Annotated in this window: 16 protein-coding genes; 10 read left to right on the top strand and 6 right to left on the bottom strand. The window is 43.0% G+C overall.

The features are described from left to right. Positions 1 to 95: 95 nt before the first annotated feature. The 4 genes from UNITIG_RS11010 to UNITIG_RS10995 all read left to right on the top strand — a co-directional run bounded on the left by UNITIG_RS11010 (position 96) and on the right by UNITIG_RS10995 (position 4,212). Positions 96 to 1,076, top strand: coding sequence for a hypothetical protein (locus UNITIG_RS11010; protein WP_145999159.1), 981 nt, complete (start codon positions 96 to 98; stop codon positions 1,074 to 1,076). Positions 1,077 to 1,384: 308 nt separating this feature from the next. After that, on the top strand, positions 1,385 to 2,170 hold the full coding sequence (locus tag UNITIG_RS11005) for a hypothetical protein (protein ID WP_145999158.1): 786 nt from the start codon (positions 1,385 to 1,387) through the stop codon (positions 2,168 to 2,170). A 74-nt stretch (positions 2,171 to 2,244) separates the two neighbouring features. Then, on the top strand, positions 2,245 to 3,402 hold the full coding sequence (locus tag UNITIG_RS11000) for a membrane protein insertase YidC (RefSeq protein ID WP_101758422.1): 1,158 nt from the start codon (positions 2,245 to 2,247) through the stop codon (positions 3,400 to 3,402). Between the two features lie 96 nt (positions 3,403 to 3,498). Beyond that, a complete protein-coding gene (locus UNITIG_RS10995) occupies positions 3,499 to 4,212 on the top strand; it encodes a sulfotransferase domain-containing protein (protein ID WP_159931141.1) in 714 nt (237 codons plus the stop codon). 21 nt (positions 4,213 to 4,233) lie between these two features. Here the strand turns inward: UNITIG_RS10995 and UNITIG_RS10990 are convergent, their stop codons facing one another. The 6 genes from UNITIG_RS10990 to UNITIG_RS10965 all read right to left on the bottom strand — a co-directional run bounded on the left by UNITIG_RS10990 (position 4,234) and on the right by UNITIG_RS10965 (position 10,410). After that, a complete protein-coding gene (locus tag UNITIG_RS10990; protein ID WP_101758420.1) occupies positions 4,234 to 5,400 on the bottom strand; it encodes a CDP-glycerol glycerophosphotransferase family protein in 1,167 nt (388 codons plus the stop codon). A 12-nt stretch (positions 5,401 to 5,412) separates the two neighbouring features. Next, entirely contained in the window at positions 5,413 to 6,552 is a 1,140-nt protein-coding gene (locus UNITIG_RS10985) for a phosphonoacetaldehyde reductase (protein WP_101758419.1), read from the bottom strand. A gap of 12 nt (positions 6,553 to 6,564) precedes the next feature. Further along, the gene (gene aepY / locus UNITIG_RS10980) at positions 6,565 to 7,692 is read right to left on the bottom strand and encodes a phosphonopyruvate decarboxylase (protein WP_101758418.1); all 1,128 of its coding nucleotides are present in this window, start codon (positions 7,690 to 7,692) and stop codon (positions 6,565 to 6,567) included. 4 nt (positions 7,693 to 7,696) lie between these two features. After that, positions 7,697 to 8,995 (bottom strand): phosphoenolpyruvate mutase, encoded by a 1,299-nt coding sequence (gene aepX / locus UNITIG_RS10975; RefSeq protein ID WP_235015355.1) that lies wholly within the window; start codon positions 8,993 to 8,995, stop codon positions 7,697 to 7,699. A 56-nt stretch (positions 8,996 to 9,051) separates the two neighbouring features. After that, positions 9,052 to 9,279: a hypothetical protein gene (locus UNITIG_RS10970; RefSeq protein ID WP_101758416.1), complete on the bottom strand. Its 228-nt coding sequence runs from the start codon at positions 9,277 to 9,279 to the stop codon at positions 9,052 to 9,054. Between the two features lie 348 nt (positions 9,280 to 9,627). Further along, positions 9,628 to 10,410: a glycosyltransferase family 2 protein gene (locus tag UNITIG_RS10965; RefSeq protein WP_101758415.1), complete on the bottom strand. Its 783-nt coding sequence runs from the start codon at positions 10,408 to 10,410 to the stop codon at positions 9,628 to 9,630. An 88-nt stretch (positions 10,411 to 10,498) separates the two neighbouring features. Here UNITIG_RS10965 and UNITIG_RS10960 point away from each other — a divergent pair, with 88 nt between their 5' ends. From UNITIG_RS10960 to UNITIG_RS24275, 6 genes are all read left to right on the top strand, one after another. Continuing rightward, positions 10,499 to 11,644 carry a glycosyltransferase gene (locus UNITIG_RS10960; RefSeq protein ID WP_101758414.1) on the top strand — a complete coding sequence of 382 codons (1,146 nt, stop codon included), beginning with the start codon at positions 10,499 to 10,501 and terminating at the stop codon, positions 11,642 to 11,644. Beyond that, positions 11,641 to 12,747, top strand: coding sequence for a glycosyltransferase family 1 protein (locus tag UNITIG_RS10955; protein ID WP_101758413.1), 1,107 nt, complete (start codon positions 11,641 to 11,643; stop codon positions 12,745 to 12,747). The genes UNITIG_RS10960 and UNITIG_RS10955 overlap by 4 nt, the downstream gene beginning before the upstream one ends. Then, positions 12,744 to 13,670 carry an NAD-dependent epimerase/dehydratase family protein gene (locus tag UNITIG_RS10950; protein WP_101758412.1) on the top strand — a complete coding sequence of 309 codons (927 nt, stop codon included), beginning with the start codon at positions 12,744 to 12,746 and terminating at the stop codon, positions 13,668 to 13,670. The genes UNITIG_RS10955 and UNITIG_RS10950 overlap by 4 nt, the downstream gene beginning before the upstream one ends. Further along, positions 13,667 to 14,233 (top strand): sugar transferase, encoded by a 567-nt coding sequence (locus UNITIG_RS10945; protein WP_101758411.1) that lies wholly within the window; start codon positions 13,667 to 13,669, stop codon positions 14,231 to 14,233. The genes UNITIG_RS10950 and UNITIG_RS10945 overlap by 4 nt, the downstream gene beginning before the upstream one ends. Before the next feature lie 108 nt (positions 14,234 to 14,341). Next, positions 14,342 to 15,304 (top strand): nucleoside-diphosphate sugar epimerase/dehydratase, encoded by a 963-nt coding sequence (locus UNITIG_RS24280; protein WP_235015354.1) that lies wholly within the window; start codon positions 14,342 to 14,344, stop codon positions 15,302 to 15,304. Then, on the top strand, positions 15,277 to 16,359 hold the full coding sequence (locus UNITIG_RS24275) for a UDP-N-acetylglucosamine 4,6-dehydratase family protein (protein ID WP_369809194.1): 1,083 nt from the start codon (positions 15,277 to 15,279) through the stop codon (positions 16,357 to 16,359). The genes UNITIG_RS24280 and UNITIG_RS24275 overlap by 28 nt, the downstream gene beginning before the upstream one ends. The last annotated feature ends 28 nt before the right edge of the window (positions 16,360 to 16,387 follow it).

Below are 16,387 nucleotides of genomic sequence, written 5' to 3'. Positions count from 1 at the left end.
ATTACACTCTCATGATTGACATGATAGAAGCTGTATTGGTAGTATTCTGAGCTTTTATATCCCCCCTCTTTAGATAAGCTTAAATCATGGTATCAATGTCCAGAGCTTCCTGCGTACTCTCAGTTTCTTGTAGTGGCCTATTAATCGCTTCAAGCTTATTTATATTTGGTCCTTTTGATATTTATCTTGCCAATATAAATGAATATTCTTTACCGCTAGAAGCGCTTCTTATTAATCTGCTTGGTTTTTTTGTTCTTTGTTTGGGCGTAAGTATTTGTGCGGCGATAGTAGTCCCTTCCGCTCTGCGGTCTGTTTTCATATCATTTGTTTTTGTTATAGCTATTGCTGTTTACCTGCAAGGTAATATGCTTTTTATAAGCTACGGTCATTTGGATGGAACAGATATCGATTTTACAAAGTTCACAGCGCGCAACTGGATTGAGCTGCCTGTTTGGGCGGGGTTGATTTTAGCCGGTATAGTATTCCATAAAAAAGTTAGTCAACAAGCTACATTTATTTCTATTGTTATCATTCTTATCGTCAGCGCTAGTTGTATAGTTCGATATATAGAGCGTTCTGATGAATTCAACGCTAAACTGCCTTTGTCTGACGCAGGTGTCGATAACACCCTTTTTGAGTTATCGCCTACATTCAATGTCATCCATATATTACTGGACCAGCTGCAGTCAGATGTTGCTTTTAATATCCTTGCTGATAAATCTTTTCAGCGGGATGTTGACGATTTTGTGTTCTATAAGGAAAATATAGGCGCTTTTCCTGTCACTCAATTCTCTCTCCCTGCCTTATTGAGCGGCCAAGCTTACGATAATACAAGCCCGATGCGTGAGTTTATCGATAATGCTATGGAAAATGATGCGTATTATAAAGAGTTGCATCGGCAGGGTTATGCTATCGACTTATTGACTCAAAAAAATTTCTTGCCATCAAATTTTTGTAAGGACGGGCGTGTTATATGTGAAGATTCAATTTCTCCGCTAGACTCATCATTGGCCGATAGCAAGCGAGTTGCTTATAAATTAGCGGATTATTCCTTATTTAGATATGCCCTAATATAATTAAACACTATGTGTATAACGACGAAAAATGGCTGATCTCCAGTTTATTTAATAACGAAGAGCTAAATTTTAGGCCGGCAGTTGCAAGGGATAACCTTGAGTATTTTACCAAGCATTTATATGTGGGTAGTCAGCCTGCACCTCGCTACAAGTTTATTCATGTTGTTCTCCCGCACCTGCCTATAGTTTTAGATGAGACATGCTCGTTTATTGGTAAGCAGTCTATGTCTCGATTAGCGTACAGCAACCAAGCTCAGTGCTCTTTAGATTTGTTTTTTTCATTGGTTGATAAATTAAAGGTCCTGAAAGTGTATGATAATTCTTTAATTGTATTATCTTCTGATCATGGTATTCATACAGTATTAGCGGATAGTGCGTTAGCCACGCAAATGATTAAATACCCTAATGTCAGCGCTGCATTTGAGGTGTCTGACTTGCTTACCAGTAATGTAGATATCCCCGCGACAATATTGGATGCTTTGAAGATTGATGGTTTCGAAAGTTATGGAGAATCAATTCTTCGGATGACAGATGATCTTAGTCGTAAGCGGGTTTACCGTTATCACCCATGGTCGTCAGAGGTTGCAAAGAGTGCCTACATACCTGAATTAGAAAATTATACAATTACGGGTGATGCCAGCGATGCTGGAAATTGGGTGAACAGCGGCACTATATACCCCGGAGGCAAGAAAGCGGCTTCTGGCTCTGTGTTGAGTTTAAATTTCGATGGCCATGATTCGAAGTTGGCTTTTGGCTCGGGATGGACGGGCTCTAAAGGAAGTTGGGGGGCGGGTGACAAGCAGGTGTTAAAAATGGCGTTGCCAGATAACACTGCTTTTATTAAAGCAAAAATTCATGTGCCTTCAGTTAATTTGCCGCAGCAGTTTACCCTTTTTGTTAATGGTTCAGCTTCAAAAACATTTACTATCAAGAAAAGTGAGTGGGTAACATTGAGTTTTCCTGTTGATTTAGCCACGATAAATGATGGTGTCAATACATTGGTTTTTCAAAGTAGCAAGACCAATACTATCAATAATGGCCATTTAAAATTATCGGCATTGTATTCCAGGGTCTATGTCGTGGTTGGAAAGTAGTGAAAATTAAATGGTATTTTATTGATAATGTTTAGTTCAATAACAAAAAATTCCTCACACGGCGAAGAACTGCTTTGATACGTTTTATATTGCTATTTATTTTATTAAATATACATTTAGTATCATCTTTATGGGCGGCGTCCTGTGCAGAAGGTTTTAATGGAACTCCGCAGATCGCAGATAGTTTAGAGTGTGAATGGCAAGGAGGCGCTGGTGCGCGGGTTGATATCAAGTCTTTAGGCGTGGCAGATAGCTATAAATTTTCCGGTTTGGCGACCTATTTAAATGCTGTAACGTTTGTTTTATCAGAAGGCAATGATGTTGAAAATATCCAGCCTGGTGAACTTGTGGCGCTACCAAATAAGAACAGGATTACTGTACGGGGCCGTTTTAACGTTGCTGTTTTCAGTACTGAGGATGTGGTAGTTAAAGTATCAGACGAAGCTATATTTTTTCAACCATTTGAGAAGCGAACACCTAACATTCGTTATACCGTTTTTTCTAAGGATGCTAGGGCAATATTTGAGGCAGGTAAATATCAGCACTTATGGGGCTGGTTGGCATTATTGGCTAAATCTGCCGAGTGGAGTTTAGTCTCCATACAGCAGGTTTTTGACCTTAGTTGGGGGCTTACAGTTATCGTTTTTTCGATAGCGGTAAAAGTTTTACTTATTCCCGTTTCTGTTCTTGTGGTCAACTTTCAACGTGCCGTAAGTAAATACCAGTCTCTATTAGAGCCTCAGATTAAAGAAATAAAATCCAAGCATGATGGCGAACAAGCGCATGAGCGTATTATGGCAGCGCATAAATCTTTGGGGATTTCACCGTTTTATACCTTAAAGCCTATGTTGGGGACGGCCATACAGATCCCTATACTGATTGCTGTATTTAATGCTTTAGGTGAGATGCCTCATTTCAATGGCAGTGATTTTCTTTGGATAAATAACTTGGCGTATCCAGATGCATTTTTCGAGTTTCAAAAAGATTTACCCTTATTGGGAGGAACCTTTAATTTATTGCCTATTTTGATGACGATAGTGTCAATCCTTTCAGCGCTTATGTTTAAGAATAAGTATGCATCCCCGCAGGAGGTTGGCCATCAGCGTTTGAAACTTTATTTAATGGCGATTGTATTTTTGGTGCTTTTTTACCCGTTTCCTGCAGTGATGGTTTTATATTGGACTTTGGCTAATATATTACATGCAATTCAGCAGCAGTTTATAAAGATTTGAATTTGGTTATGTTCAAACCAAATTTTATAGCGAATTTATTTAATAAATCATGTTAGAGACGATATTTATCAATTCTATTTAATGTTGCGAGTTTATATGAAGGTAGGTTATTTTACAGTACATAAAAGCGGATCAATGCTTGTTTATAAATTATTAAAAAAAGTGATTGATCTGGAAATAAATTATAAGTTTTATTCTGCAAATAATTCTGATCAGGGTCGCTTTGTTAATATACCAGATGGCAACCCCGCTAATAGCGGTGAATTGAGCCAGCTATATAATGAAATTAGTTCAGGCATTGTTGGCCCACTACGTCGCCCCCTAAATGTCAAGTTTGATCATGATATTGTCCTTGTTTTAAGAGATCCGCGAGATTGTCTTGTCTCTATGTTTCATTCATTTACCAAAATACATGGTGGTATTCCTGAAGAGGAGAGGGAAAGGCGGATTAAAAAAGGAATTGATGGCTTCTGTTTACAGCGGCTGGAAGATTTAGCTAGTCGCTATGATATTTATATTGACGAGTATTTAGATAAACCTAATGTTACATTTTTGAAATACGAAGATATTTTTTTAGGTGATTCTGATAGTTGGATTTCATCGTTTCTGGATCCATTACACTTATCCGAAAATATACAGGCGGCTGTTTATGATTATTTTAAGGCCGAGGTATCTTTAGATACCGCTGATGGAACTACACATAAAAGAAGAATGCTACCTGGTGAGCATAAAAGTGCGCTTACTGGTGAGGCGAGTGCTGAAATTAATAGTAGGTTGCACAATATACTACAGCGGCTGAATTACAATTAGTTATTACTTTATTGTCCTGAATTATTTATTTGCGATTTTTAATATTTCCTCGACTGCACCATTCAGTGAGTTGCCTAAATTAAATACAGAGACGTCTCTGGTTTGTCGAATTTGTTCGATAAATTTTTCGCTATCCTGATAGATATCTTCGATAGCTTTGGGAAGTAAATCGAGTTGATTGGGCGGAATAATTTTGCCAATTTTATCTCTTATCGATACCTCAATGGGTATTTGTGTGACTCTATCAGCTTCAGGGTTGTTACATTTTTTTGGTACATCAATAAAAATGACTGGTCGCTCACAGGCAAAAGCATACTCCATGGCAACACCTGACCAGTCACTGATCATGACGTGGCTTTCATATAAAGTTTTATGATCTCGAATATCAGTTTGAAGTTGAAACCGTTGATGATTAGCAAACTGACTGATGATTGAGTTAATAAGCTCAGGTTTATGCTTGGTTGTCATCGGGTGGGGGCGAACGATTGTTCGATAGCCCGCCTCTAGCAGTACGCTAATGGTCTTGATTCCGCAGCTTTCCAAAATTGCATTTTCACCCCAGGAGGGCGCTATGATAACGGTTTTTACCCCGTTGACAGAAGGCTCGCCGACGCTAGCACGATGCTTTTTTACATCATTTATAATCGACTCCAAGCGTCTATAACCATCTTTATACAGGTGCTTGGGTTTTAGCCCGTAAATTTTTTCGGTCGCCCTGATTTCGTTTATTTGAAAGGGCCCAGTGCAGAATACAGTATCATAATGATCAAAGGCTGCCTGGCGATAGTTAGAGTGAGTGCTAACCATGGCATGAAAAAGATATAGATAATGTACAGGATAAGTCTGAGACCGTTTAAGGTGGTAATTCTCCAAGTCGGGCATTGTCATGATTACGAGATCGGCCTTTAGCGTTCTGAATGCTACGCTCCTGATAAGGCCATCCCCAATATAAAACTTTTTTATCCGATCATCGGATGAGTGCAATACGGTGTCATCGTGAGCGGATGTCAGGTAGCAAATCGTTTCGCCATATTTAGCAGTTAGTTGAGAGATGATACCTTCAAAATGAATCTTTGAATGAGTATCCTCGGCATAAAAAACAATTTTACGGTCTTTTTGTGGTAGGGCGTTGAATGCTTTCATATCTCGTTTGGCGCGAAAAAAAAGCTTTAAGCTATCAAAGACCATAATTGAAGTACCTTAATGCGTAGGAATACTTTTTAATAAATCTACTAGCTCGGATGTATTTAATTGGACGGGGTGATTGCCTAAGCGCTCCATATTAATCCCGGCGATAATGGTCTTAATGTCAGGTGAGTTGGCAATATGATGGTCGCCTAAATAGAGGTTCAGCCCGCAATCAGCCATTAAGGTATACCACAAGGATTTTGCGGCATTGCCAGAATCAACACCTAGCAGTTGTAAAAGCTCGGTGCGAGTTTGAGTGAATTCTTCATCGGTAACACCAGCACTCAGTAATGTTTCATTGGCTCTATCATGGTGAGGAAAAAAAGCTCCAAGTGTCATTGCTACGGCGTGACCGTGGGGAATACCAAAAAGGCTGGTGATAGTATAGGAAAGCGCATGGGGCGCTGTCGTTTTACTAATGTTGATGGCTTTGCCGGCAAAATTCGCTGCTCGCAAAAGGTTTTCCCGGGATTCTTTATCCGGGTCATTAACGACCTTGCGTAAGTTTTGCATTAACAATGTAATCGCTTGTTTGGCGAAATTACGGCTTTCTGTGGTGGCTCCAGTTGCCCAAAAGGATTCGGTAGCCTGACAAAGTGCATCAAATCCCGTACAGGCCGTTATATATTTTGGCAAAGCGTCAGTAAATTGAGGGTCAAGTATAGCTATAGCCGGCAATAAAAAGGGGGATGCTAGGGAGTACTTTTTACCGTCTACATAGATAACAGCAAAGTGGGTAGACTCACTACCGGTGCCTGCGGTTGTAGGAATTATTATTACCGGTAATGTTACAGACTCCAGTTTCGACTTTCCTGTAGCAAGCTCAAGTTCACCACCGGGTACCGCAGTAAATGCGGCAATTGATTTTGCAATATCAATTGCGCTGCCGCCGCCGACGGCAATAATGACATCTGCATTTATCTGCTGACAGAGCTTTGTACCTTCGAGGGCTTCACTAAACTCCGGATTGGGTGAAAAGTTATCGAAAGTGCTCACTTGATAGGGCGCTAATAGTTGTGAAAATACCGCTTTTGCTCCGCAACTACTGTAAGAATCTTTACCCGTTACCAATAAGATTCTTTTTGCATTGAGTGTTGTCAGTACGTCAACGATGTTACTTGAGCTGCCTCTACCCAAAAACTCTTGCTGCATGGTCGTACCTTATCAGCTTTGCAAAAATTGCATAAATGCTTGTTTGTTGTCCTGCGGACTTGAGGTGGGCCTGCCAAGATTGCTGCGATGACCTTTGTTCACACGAACCTCTATCGCTGCTGGCCCATTGCTCGAAAAAAGTGCTTTCATAGCGGGCGCTAGAGTATCACTGGATTCGCAGGTGGTTGCGTAGCTATAACCACACGCTGTTGCAATGTTGGTAAGGTTGATATCAAAGCCAACAGTGGGTTGGCCGCCAACAGAGTCATGAACACCATTATTAATAATAATGTGTTTGAAGTTGCTTAATGCAGACATACCATTAATAGCCATCGAACCTAAGTGCATCAGTGCTGCGCCGTCGCCATCAATACAAATGACACGGCGGTTGGAGTTTTGGCTTGCGATTGCTAGCGCAATTTGGGAGGCGTGCCCCATTCCTCCAACAGTCAGGAAGTCCCGTTCATGGCCTTGGCCTTGCTGGGCTCGATATTCGAAAAGTTCTCGTGATGCCATGCCCGTTGTGGCGATAATAATATCGCGTTCGTCCAGGTGATTAACTATCTGCTTAATAGCATCCTCTCTGTTCCATCCATAGCTTGGCTGAATTTTATCGCTGATACTGTAGTGCTCAAAACTATTCTTTCGAATAATTAGGGCATGGGCTCCGCCGGTAGTTTGGGCTGATCGAACAGCGTCGTCAATGGTGGTAGCAATATGGTCTTCGCTGCCGTCAATAATGGTGTAAGGAATTTCTAGTGCTTCAAGCACTTTTAATGTGACGCGCCCTTGCTTTACATGCTGGGGCTCATCTTTTACACCGGGCTCGCCTCTCCAGCCAATCATAAGTAACATAGGTATGCTATATACTTCAGGGTCGACTAAAGATGTGAGGGGGTTAATGGTATTGCCTAGTCCAGAATTCTGCAGGTATACCAAAGGTACTTCACCTGAAGCAAGATAGTGGCCCATTGCCAAACCGACAGCAGCGCCTTCGTTGGCGGCGATAACATGATTCTTCGCCGACACATTATCGGTAACATAGGCGCAGAAGGTTTTGAGTAGTGAGTCAGGCACACCGGTGAAGTAATTTACGCCGGCCTGACTGAGAGAATCAAAAAATAATTGAGGACTTAACATAATATTATCTTGTGCCTGGAATTAAATCGAGAATATCTTTAATGGGCATGCACTGATCTTTACACTCCTCAGATCGGCCATGTTGTAGTATGGAGTGTGCGACGTTGTTCATGGCGGGGTATGCTGCACGTAACATATGGTTTGCGTAAATAACAACATTAACTCCAGCTTCAGCGAGCTCGGTATCAGTAATACTGTTATAACTTGAAGGTACCGCAATTAGTGGCACTTGTTTTTCAAGCTTCCTATAGATGCTGCAAAACTCCAATACTTCAGCTGGGCTTTTATGTCGGCTGTGAATCATAATACCGTCAGCGCCGGCGTCAATATAAGCTTTTGCGCGATTAATGGCATCGTCCATGCCTTGTTCCAGTATCAAACTTTCAATCCGTGCAATGATCATAAAGTCTTCAGTGATTTGGGCTCTTTTTCCAACCTGAATTTTATGGCAGAACTCTTCAATGCTCGCTTGTTGTTGATCAACATCATTACCAAATAAAGAATTTTTCTTTAGGCCGACTTTATCTTCTATGATAACTGCCGAAACTCCAACGCGCTCTAGGCTTTTCACCGTAAAGGCAAAGTGTTCAGGTATGCCGCCAGTATCGGCATCATAGATTAATGGCTTGGTTGTTACCTCAAACGTATCGTTAATATTTTGGAGGCGTGAAGTTAGATCGAGTGCTTCAATATCAGGCTTACCTTTAGCAGTTGAGTCGGTCAGGCTGCTTGACCACATGGCGTCGAACTCCCTTTTGGCGCCGTCGACAATAGCTTCTGCATGCTCAATAATCAGACCGCACAGTGGCGTATGAGCTTCTAAAACTCGTACTACGGGCTTGGCGGCGATAAGGCGGCGCAAGCGCTTTAATCGGATGTCAGGCGTGGTCCCAACTTCTTTTAAGCTCTCGTGTAGCTGAGAAGACGATATCCCTGCTGTATAACCGACTTCAATCAGTTCTCCTCCCCAAGTCGCCAATGTGTCGATAACCTGTTGTCTGGTTTTGGCTTGAATGCCAGTTTTCCAATCATCGCCATGTACAACATAATCTGGTTTGATTGCAATAAGATTGTCACGGTAGTCAAGGGTTGTTTGGGGTGTAATGTTTGCCACACCTTTAATATTTTCAACAACGCTTTTGCGCTGTTCGTAAGTTAAAAATGTAAGCCGTTTATAGCTTGCTATAGCTTTGTCAGTTAGCAGGCCTACAGTGACTTCGCCCAGCTTGGCTGCTTCGTGAATAATATTAATATGACCGGGATGAATGAGGTCGGCGCTCATGCCTACGTAAACTTTTTTCATAATAGTATTTTCAATATAAGGTGATAGTTTGAAGTATTATCGGTAATCGGTAATGATCAGGAAGATAAATCCTGGTCATTAGGTGTATCTGTTTCGGTAGGCTTGGTTTTAATAAAGAAAGATTTTATCTTATAAAAATAAGTTTTAATCACCAGGCTCATAGCAACAAAGGCGCCTACAACTGCAGACATAATGGCGCTACCCGACCCCGGATCAAGGTATGCGAACACTGAAGGCGATGCAGTTAAAAACAGAATGGCAATAAGTAAAGTTAAGTTATTCATAGTATGGGCCCTTAAGTTTTATGTGACGATCATGCCTTGCTAGTAAGTTGGGCACATGTCTTTAAAATCACGACGTTTATGTCAGGTGCTGTAAATACGCTTGTTGTAGAAATTGAGAGCGTTCCTTTGCCAGGCGGTATAGATAAGGTTATTACAATCTATATTGAGTGAGGATACACAGTGTTTAATGTTGAGAACTGCTTATCTAACAACCATCTACTCAATAAGAGGCATAATGATAAGTCGCCTAGCTAACAAACGTAATACTTTTTACTAACAATCACCTGATGTCTAAACTAATTTTGAGGCTGCTATTGAATCATGTTTCAGTCGTTCATGGCTACTATTTTACGGGCGGTGGGGTCTTATAATGTGCCTTCTATAAAGAAGTAGTCGCTTCACCCAATTGATATTGATTAAGGTTTGAATAATAAGCTGTCTGCCGAAGTAGAAATTTGCTAGCTTCCGGTTGTTGCCATGAGCAATGGCGGATTGGCGAAATTCCAGCAAGCTGCGGAGTAGGTATTTGTGGCTGGCACCGCCTAAGCGCATATTACTAATGACGTTGTTACTCTGTACAAACCTTAGTCGATTTGCGATAGCTCGGTGCACCCATTCAGAATCCATTGCAAAACGGAAGTCGAGTCGATACAAGCCGATACTTTCATAAGCCCTTCGATGAATGAACATAGTAGGGTGGAAGACTGACATATAGCGCCAAATGCGTTCAATATTGGGTTGTTCCAAATAGCTATCCCCGCTAATGGGGATGTAGCGTAACCCACCATGAATCACATCGGGTTGATTATGTTCTAGCGCCGTAGCGACAATGGTATTGAACGCTCCGGGTTCGTAGTAGTCGTCGGCATTTATAATGGCAATATAGTCCCCTTTAGCTAAAGCTATTCCTTTGTTAAAGGCATCGCTAATTCCTTGATCAGGTTCGGATACGATAATCTCCAGTTTTTGGGCGTATTCTTTTACGATATCAAGCGTGCCGTCAGTAGATCCGCCGTCAATAATAATATATTCAATCCCATGATGCTCTTGCTGGAATACGCTATCTATCGTTTGCTTGATGGTTTTTTCAGCATTCAGGCAGGGGGTTATAATAGATAGGTACGGTGACATGCTTGGCTCTGCTGTTTAATTCTAAATTAGTGTAGAATGTTCGTCGTTTGGCTATCTAGGCCTAAGCTTCAATGGGCATTTTCGAGTTATGAGAGTACTGCATTTTTATCGCACCTACTACCCGGATACGCAAGGCGGACTGGAAGAGGCCATTCGCCAGATATGTTTAAGTACTGCCCCTTTCAATACGGAAAACCGTGTGTTGACGCTACAACGTGAACCTGGTGAAGCTACAGTTGAGCGTGAAGAGGCTACAGTTTTTCGCTCACCACGACACGTCAGTATTAAATCCTGCGATATCAGCTTCACTATATTGCCTCAGTTTCGTGAACTATTAGAGTGGTGCGATATAGTTCACTACCATTTCCCTTGGCCCTTTGCTGACTTGTTAGAGCTATTAGCTGGCGGTACCAAGCCTTATATTATTACCTACCACTCCGATATAGTGCGTCAGAAGCGACTGGGTAAGCTATATCGCCCGCTGATGAAGCAATTTCTCCGTGGCGCTTCGAGAGTCGTGGCAACCTCACAGAATTATTTCGCTTCCAGTTCTGTGCTCAGTGAATATTCAGAAAAAGTTGAAGTAATACCGCTTGGGATTAACGAAGAATCTTATCCTGATTGCAAGGACGCAACATTAGCTGCTATGCGTGAGCAATATGGTGAAAATTTTTTCCTCTTTGTCGGCGTGTTTCGGTATTACAAGGGTTTACACATTCTTTTAAATGCTATGAAAGGTGCCGACTATAACGTTGTTATTGCCGGCTCAGGTTCGATTGAGCAAGAACTTAAAAAGCAGGCCGCAGAGCTGCAATTGAAAAATGTTATCTTCCCCGGGTTTATCAGCGATGATGAGAAGGTTACATTAATCAAATTATCCAGAGCTATAGTGTTCCCATCTTATCTGCGTTCCGAGGCATTTGGCATGACTTTAGTTGAGGGAGCAATGATGGGTAGGCCACTTATTTCCACAGAAGTGGGTACCGGTACCAGTCACGTTAATATCGATAAGGAAACGGGCTTGGTAGTTTCGCCAGGTTCATCCAAAGAACTGCGCGAGGCAATGGATTATATTTACTACCATTCCCAAGAGGCGGCTGAGATGGGAGCTAATGCCCGTCGCCGTTATGAGGATTACTTTACTGGTGATATTATTGGCGAGCAGTATGTTAGCTTGTATAAAAAAGTTATCGCGGAGGCCTCAATCCCAGTGACGGAGACACTCTCCAGATGAGGTCGCTAAAAATCGCAGTGGATGCCCGGCCTTTAGCGCAGCCTATGGTTGGCATCACCCGGTATACTTATGAATTGCTGAAAAGGTTAACTTTCAATTCACCGCATCAATGGTATTTATATCTAGATCGTCCCTGTATACATTCGTTAGAACTTTTGCCTAATGTGCATATTCGCGAAGGTAATTGTAGTGCGAATTTTGTCAGTTCATTTTTTGCGCAGCTAGTCTTTCCCGTTTGGGCGCATAAAGATTCGATCGATGTCTTTTGGTCTCCTCGCCATCACTTGCCTCTGCTGTTACCCAACAAAGTAAAAAAAATAGTCACTATTCATGATTTGGTATGGAAGTTTTATCCTCATACAATGACAATTTTGGGGCGATATTTAGAGCGGTTGTTGATGCCTTGCTCTATTAAAAGCGCGGCTAAAGTGATTGCTATTTCTGGTGCTACTGCTGGATCATTAAAAAAAGAGTTATTGGTTCTGCCGGAAAAAATAGTGACTATTCCGTTAGCATCTTATTTACAGCCAGTTGATGCAGGCGGTGTTGTTGAGACTGGTGATGCGGAATATTTTCTGTTTGTGGGAACGTTAGAGCCAAGAAAGAATTTAGATAGAATTTTAAAAGCTTTTTCGTTAGCGCTGCAAAGAGGGTTGAAAGTAAAAGAGTTAAAAATTGTTGGTGGTAGTGGATGGGGTGGCGTAGATATAGCTGATTTGGTTATTGAATATGGTATTGACGCCAATGTCATTGTTCTCGGTAAGGTAGAAAATGAACAATTAAGGTCCCTTTACCAAAATGCCTATGTGTTATTGATGCCGTCTTTATATGAAGGGTTTGGTTTGCCAATCATTGAGGCAATGAGCTTTGGCGTGCCAGTCGTGAGCTCTAACGTATCCTCTATGCCTGAAGTTGTTGGGGAGGGTGGGCTGCTAGTTGATCCTTACTCAATAGATGAGTTGGTTGATGCTATATGTTTGATAGATTCAGATAAGGATCGCTACGCTCAACTTAGTGCTAGCGCAAAATCGCACGCGGCGCATTTTTCCTGGGATTCCACTGCGGCAGCAACGCTGTCGGCAATTGAGCAGTTATTGGAATGAAAGTACTAATCACCGGCGCTAGTGGCTTTGTGGGCAGGCACTTAATGCCAATGCTGAAAGCTGAAAATCATGAGTGTGTGGCAGTGGCTCGCAGCAATCAGGGGCTGGATGCACAATTTTTAGCGGTGGGTGATTTTTATACCTTCAATAACTGGTCCGCCATTCTTGAAGGGGTAAGTGTTGTCATCCATCTGGCGGCAAGAGCACATGTGATGGATGCAGATAGTGCTGATGAGGCGGAGCTCTATGATCGAGCCAATGTTGATGTGACGGTGCGCTTGGCAAAAGCGGCTTTAGCCAGCGGTGTAAAACGGTTTGTTTTTATTAGCTCAATTAAAGTGAATGGTGAAAATACGCTGACAGGTGCCAGCTTTTCTAGTTTCGATGTGGCGTCTCCTAAGGATGAATATGCGGGCTCAAAATATCGGGCTGAGAGATACCTGGAGGATATTGCCAGAAATTCTACAATGGAGCTTGTCATTATCCGGCCTCCTTTGGTCTATGGGCCTGGCGTTAAGGCTAATTTTTTACGATTACTAAATCTGGCTCGCTCACCAATCCCGCTGCCATTTGCTTTGGTGGATAATCGTCGTGACATGGTGTCTGTGTACAATCTGTGTGATTTAATTGTAACGTGTATCGAGCATCCTGCCGCTAGCAATCAAACCTTTTTGGTGTCTGATGGCCGATCCTATTCTCTGTCGGAGTTGTTGTCAGTGATGAGTAGTGTACAGGGCGGTAGGTCCAGATTGTGGCCAGTGCCGTTATCGTTATTAACCTTTGGATTTCGATTATTGGGTAAAGAGGAATTGGTTCAGCGCTTATTGGCCGACTTGCAAGTTGATATTCATCATACCGTGGAAACATTGGAATGGCGGCCAAAATATACCTTGGAAGATACCTTGCGGAAGATGATTCAATGAACAGCCCGGTACTTCGTCTAATGGAATTAGTGCTGGCATTGTCCGGGTTGGCATTGTCGCTTCCAATTTTGTTGATTGTATTTTTATTGGGTTTGTTCGATACGGGGTCGCCGCTTTTTTTTCAGCAACGGGTGGGAAAGAACCAGCGCCTTTTTACCTTGATCAAGTTTCGTACCATGGCGCTTGCGACAGCCTCCGTGGCTACTCATCAAGTCGATAGCAGTGCGGTCACCCGGCTGGGCCGTTTTTTGCGTAGAACCAAGCTTGATGAATTGCCTCAGCTTATTAATGTATTGAAAGGCGAGATGAGTTTAGTTGGGCCCAGGCCATGTTTGCCTTCCCAGCAGCAGCTTATCGAGGAGCGTGCACTGCGCGGGGTGTTGCTGGTTCGCCCGGGTATTACCGGCTTGGCACAGGTGAATGGTGTCGATATGTCTGACCCCGTCAGGTTGGCAGCAATAGATCAACAAATGCTGGATACGCTAACCCTGGGAGCGTACTTCAAGTACCTTTTGCTCACGGTGCTTGGACGCGGCGCAGGGGATCATATCCAGGGTAAATGATTTAGTAGGTTTGGGCTGATACAAGCTTAACTAGCTGCTATGCTTAGATATCTTATGTGGTCACTTCCGGCCAGTAGCGTTTTCTAGATTGGGTTAGCTGCCATCGTTATGGGTCTAAAAAATAATAAATTCAGCCGCAAGCGACAAGCTGTTAAATGGCGTCGCAGTGTTAGGCAGCCAATTGAAACGTTGTTCTCTTCTCCTCGCTATTGGAAGCAATCCATACTATTAGCTCTGGATTTGTGCTTTATCCCGGTAGCCATGTGGCTGGCAGTCCTTATTCGTTGGGGTGGGGGCAGCTATCAGTTCCACGCCTCTGATTTTATTACGTTAATTCTTACCATGGTGTTCAGTTCTGCTGTTTTCCTGCGTTTGGGCTTGTATCGGGCTGTGATTCGTTTTATGGGGCAGCAGGCAATATTGACTATTATTCAGGGTGTGACGGTGTCTGCTGTCATTATGGCTATTGCCGGTTTTTTAACCCGCAGTGAAATCCCCCGGTCGACTCCGCTGATTTATTGGGCCTTGGTGCTGTTATTGATTGGTGGCTCGAGGTTAATCGTGCGTTCGTTTTACCACGGCGTGCTAAGAAAGAGCGGGGATAAAGTGGTGATTTATGGGGCGGGTGTATCTGGCCGGCAGCTGCTCAATACCTTGCACCCTACTAAAGACTTTCATCCAGTCGCTTTCGTTGATGATGACCCGGCGTTGGTGGGTACTGTGATCAATGGTATTTCGGTGTATCACTCGGATCAGTTATCCAGCCTGGCAGAAGAGTTTTCCGTTTCTCATGTGTTTTTGGCCATGCCTTCGATTACCCATTTACGTCGCCGCGAAATTATCGATGAACTGGAAGAGCTGCTGGTTTGTGTAAAAACCGTGCCAGTGTTCAGTGATTTGATGTCAGGATCAGCCAAGGTTGGCCAATTACAAGATATTGAGCTGGCAGATTTATTAGGTCGTGACCCTATTCCACCTGACCCTGAATTAATTGAACAGCGCATTCGTAACAAGGTGGTGATGGTAACGGGGCCGGTGGTTCGATTGGTTCTGAGCTGTGTCGTCAGATAGTTCGCTGTCAGCCTAAAGATTTGATTTTGTACGATATATCAGAGTACTCCCTGTACCAGATTAATAAAGAGCTCGAGCGCCTCAAGCTGGACAAAAATATTCGTATCGTGCCGCTATTGGGCACCGTTCAAAATCGGCGAAGATTAGAAGCTATTTTTACCGACTTTGCGGTGGAGACGGTTTATCACGCGGCAGCGTATAAGCATGTGCCAATGGTTGAATACAATGTGGTGGCGGGCGTTGCCAATAATGTATTTGGTACCTTGGCAGCAGGGCGCGCGGCCGTTAAAGCCGGAGTCAAAACCTTCGTCTTAATTTCGACCGATAAAGCGGTCAGGCCCACCAATGTAATGGGGGCATCCAAGCGGATGGCGGAGTTACTGCTGCAGGCTTTTTCGGCGAAGTACGACCATATTGATTTTTGCATGGTGCGATTTGGAAATGTGTTGGGTTCTTCCGGTTCGGTAGTCCCATTATTTCGTCAGCAAATCCTTAACGGTGGGCCGGTAACGGTAACCCATAAAGATATCATTCGGTATTTCATGACCATCCCTGAAGCCGCGCAATTGGTATTGCAAGCCAGTGCCATGGGCAAAGGTGGCGATGTGTTTGTACTGGATATGGGCGAGCCTGTCCGGATAGTAAATTTGGCTAGGCGACTGGTGCGCCTGATGGGCTATGAAGTGAAGGATAAAGCCCAACCCAGGGGCGATATAGAAATCCAATTCACCGGTCTACGGCCAGGTGAGAAGCTTTATGAAGAACTTTTGATTGGCGATAATGTTACCGGCACGGGTCACCCTAAAATTATGCGTGCTGAGGAAGACTTACTGTCTGAAGAAGAAATCGATAGCTATGTGGAAGCACTAAAGGTGGCTTGTGATAGCAATGATTGTGAAAGCATTCAGGCTATCCTGCAGCGAGCGGTGAAAGAATTTGAACCGGTAGATGGTATTTCAGATGCCATTTGGTTGCGGCGAATGGAGCAAGGCCTCATAGAGCCAGCTGATGAATTGGATAATGTTGTAGAAGGCCACTTTCCTAAATCACACTAGGCACGCTTTCATTGCTTTAGATTTCTGT

The sequence above is a fragment of the Oceanicoccus sp. KOV_DT_Chl genome, assembly GCF_900120175.1.
In the GTDB taxonomy this organism is placed as follows: Bacteria; Pseudomonadota; Gammaproteobacteria; order Pseudomonadales; family Dasaniaceae; genus Oceanicoccus.
The sequence above is the reverse complement of the archived record's forward strand: the minus strand, read 5'-3'. Positions and strand labels throughout refer to the sequence as shown.

Bases quoted from the DNA above. Each gene is read 5' to 3' on its own strand.
- UNITIG_RS10995 (WP_159931141.1), top strand. From the start codon at position 3,499: ATGAAGGTAGGTTATTTTACAGTACATAAAAGCGGATCAATGCTTGTT.
- UNITIG_RS10950 (WP_101758412.1), top strand. From the start codon at position 12,744: ATGAAAGTACTAATCACCGGCGCTAGTGGCTTTGTGGGCAGGCACTTA.
- UNITIG_RS10945 (WP_101758411.1), top strand. From the start codon at position 13,667: ATGAACAGCCCGGTACTTCGTCTAATGGAATTAGTGCTGGCATTGTCC.
- UNITIG_RS10985 (WP_101758419.1), bottom strand. From the start codon at position 6,552: ATGCAGCAAGAGTTTTTGGGTAGAGGCAGCTCAAGTAACATCGTTGAC.
- UNITIG_RS10990 (WP_101758420.1), bottom strand. From the start codon at position 5,400: ATGGTCTTTGATAGCTTAAAGCTTTTTTTTCGCGCCAAACGAGATATG.
- UNITIG_RS10955 (WP_101758413.1), top strand. From the start codon at position 11,641: ATGAGGTCGCTAAAAATCGCAGTGGATGCCCGGCCTTTAGCGCAGCCT.
- UNITIG_RS10970 (WP_101758416.1), bottom strand. From the start codon at position 9,279: ATGAATAACTTAACTTTACTTATTGCCATTCTGTTTTTAACTGCATCG.
- aepY (WP_101758418.1), bottom strand. From the start codon at position 7,692: ATGTTAAGTCCTCAATTATTTTTTGATTCTCTCAGTCAGGCCGGCGTA.
- UNITIG_RS24280 (WP_235015354.1), top strand. From the start codon at position 14,342: ATGGGTCTAAAAAATAATAAATTCAGCCGCAAGCGACAAGCTGTTAAA.
- UNITIG_RS11010 (WP_145999159.1), top strand. From the start codon at position 96: ATGTCCAGAGCTTCCTGCGTACTCTCAGTTTCTTGTAGTGGCCTATTA.
- UNITIG_RS10960 (WP_101758414.1), top strand. From the start codon at position 10,499: ATGAGAGTACTGCATTTTTATCGCACCTACTACCCGGATACGCAAGGC.
- aepX (WP_235015355.1), bottom strand. From the start codon at position 8,995: ATGAAAAAAGTTTACGTAGGCATGAGCGCCGACCTCATTCATCCCGGT.
- UNITIG_RS10965 (WP_101758415.1), bottom strand. From the start codon at position 10,410: ATGTCACCGTACCTATCTATTATAACCCCCTGCCTGAATGCTGAAAAA.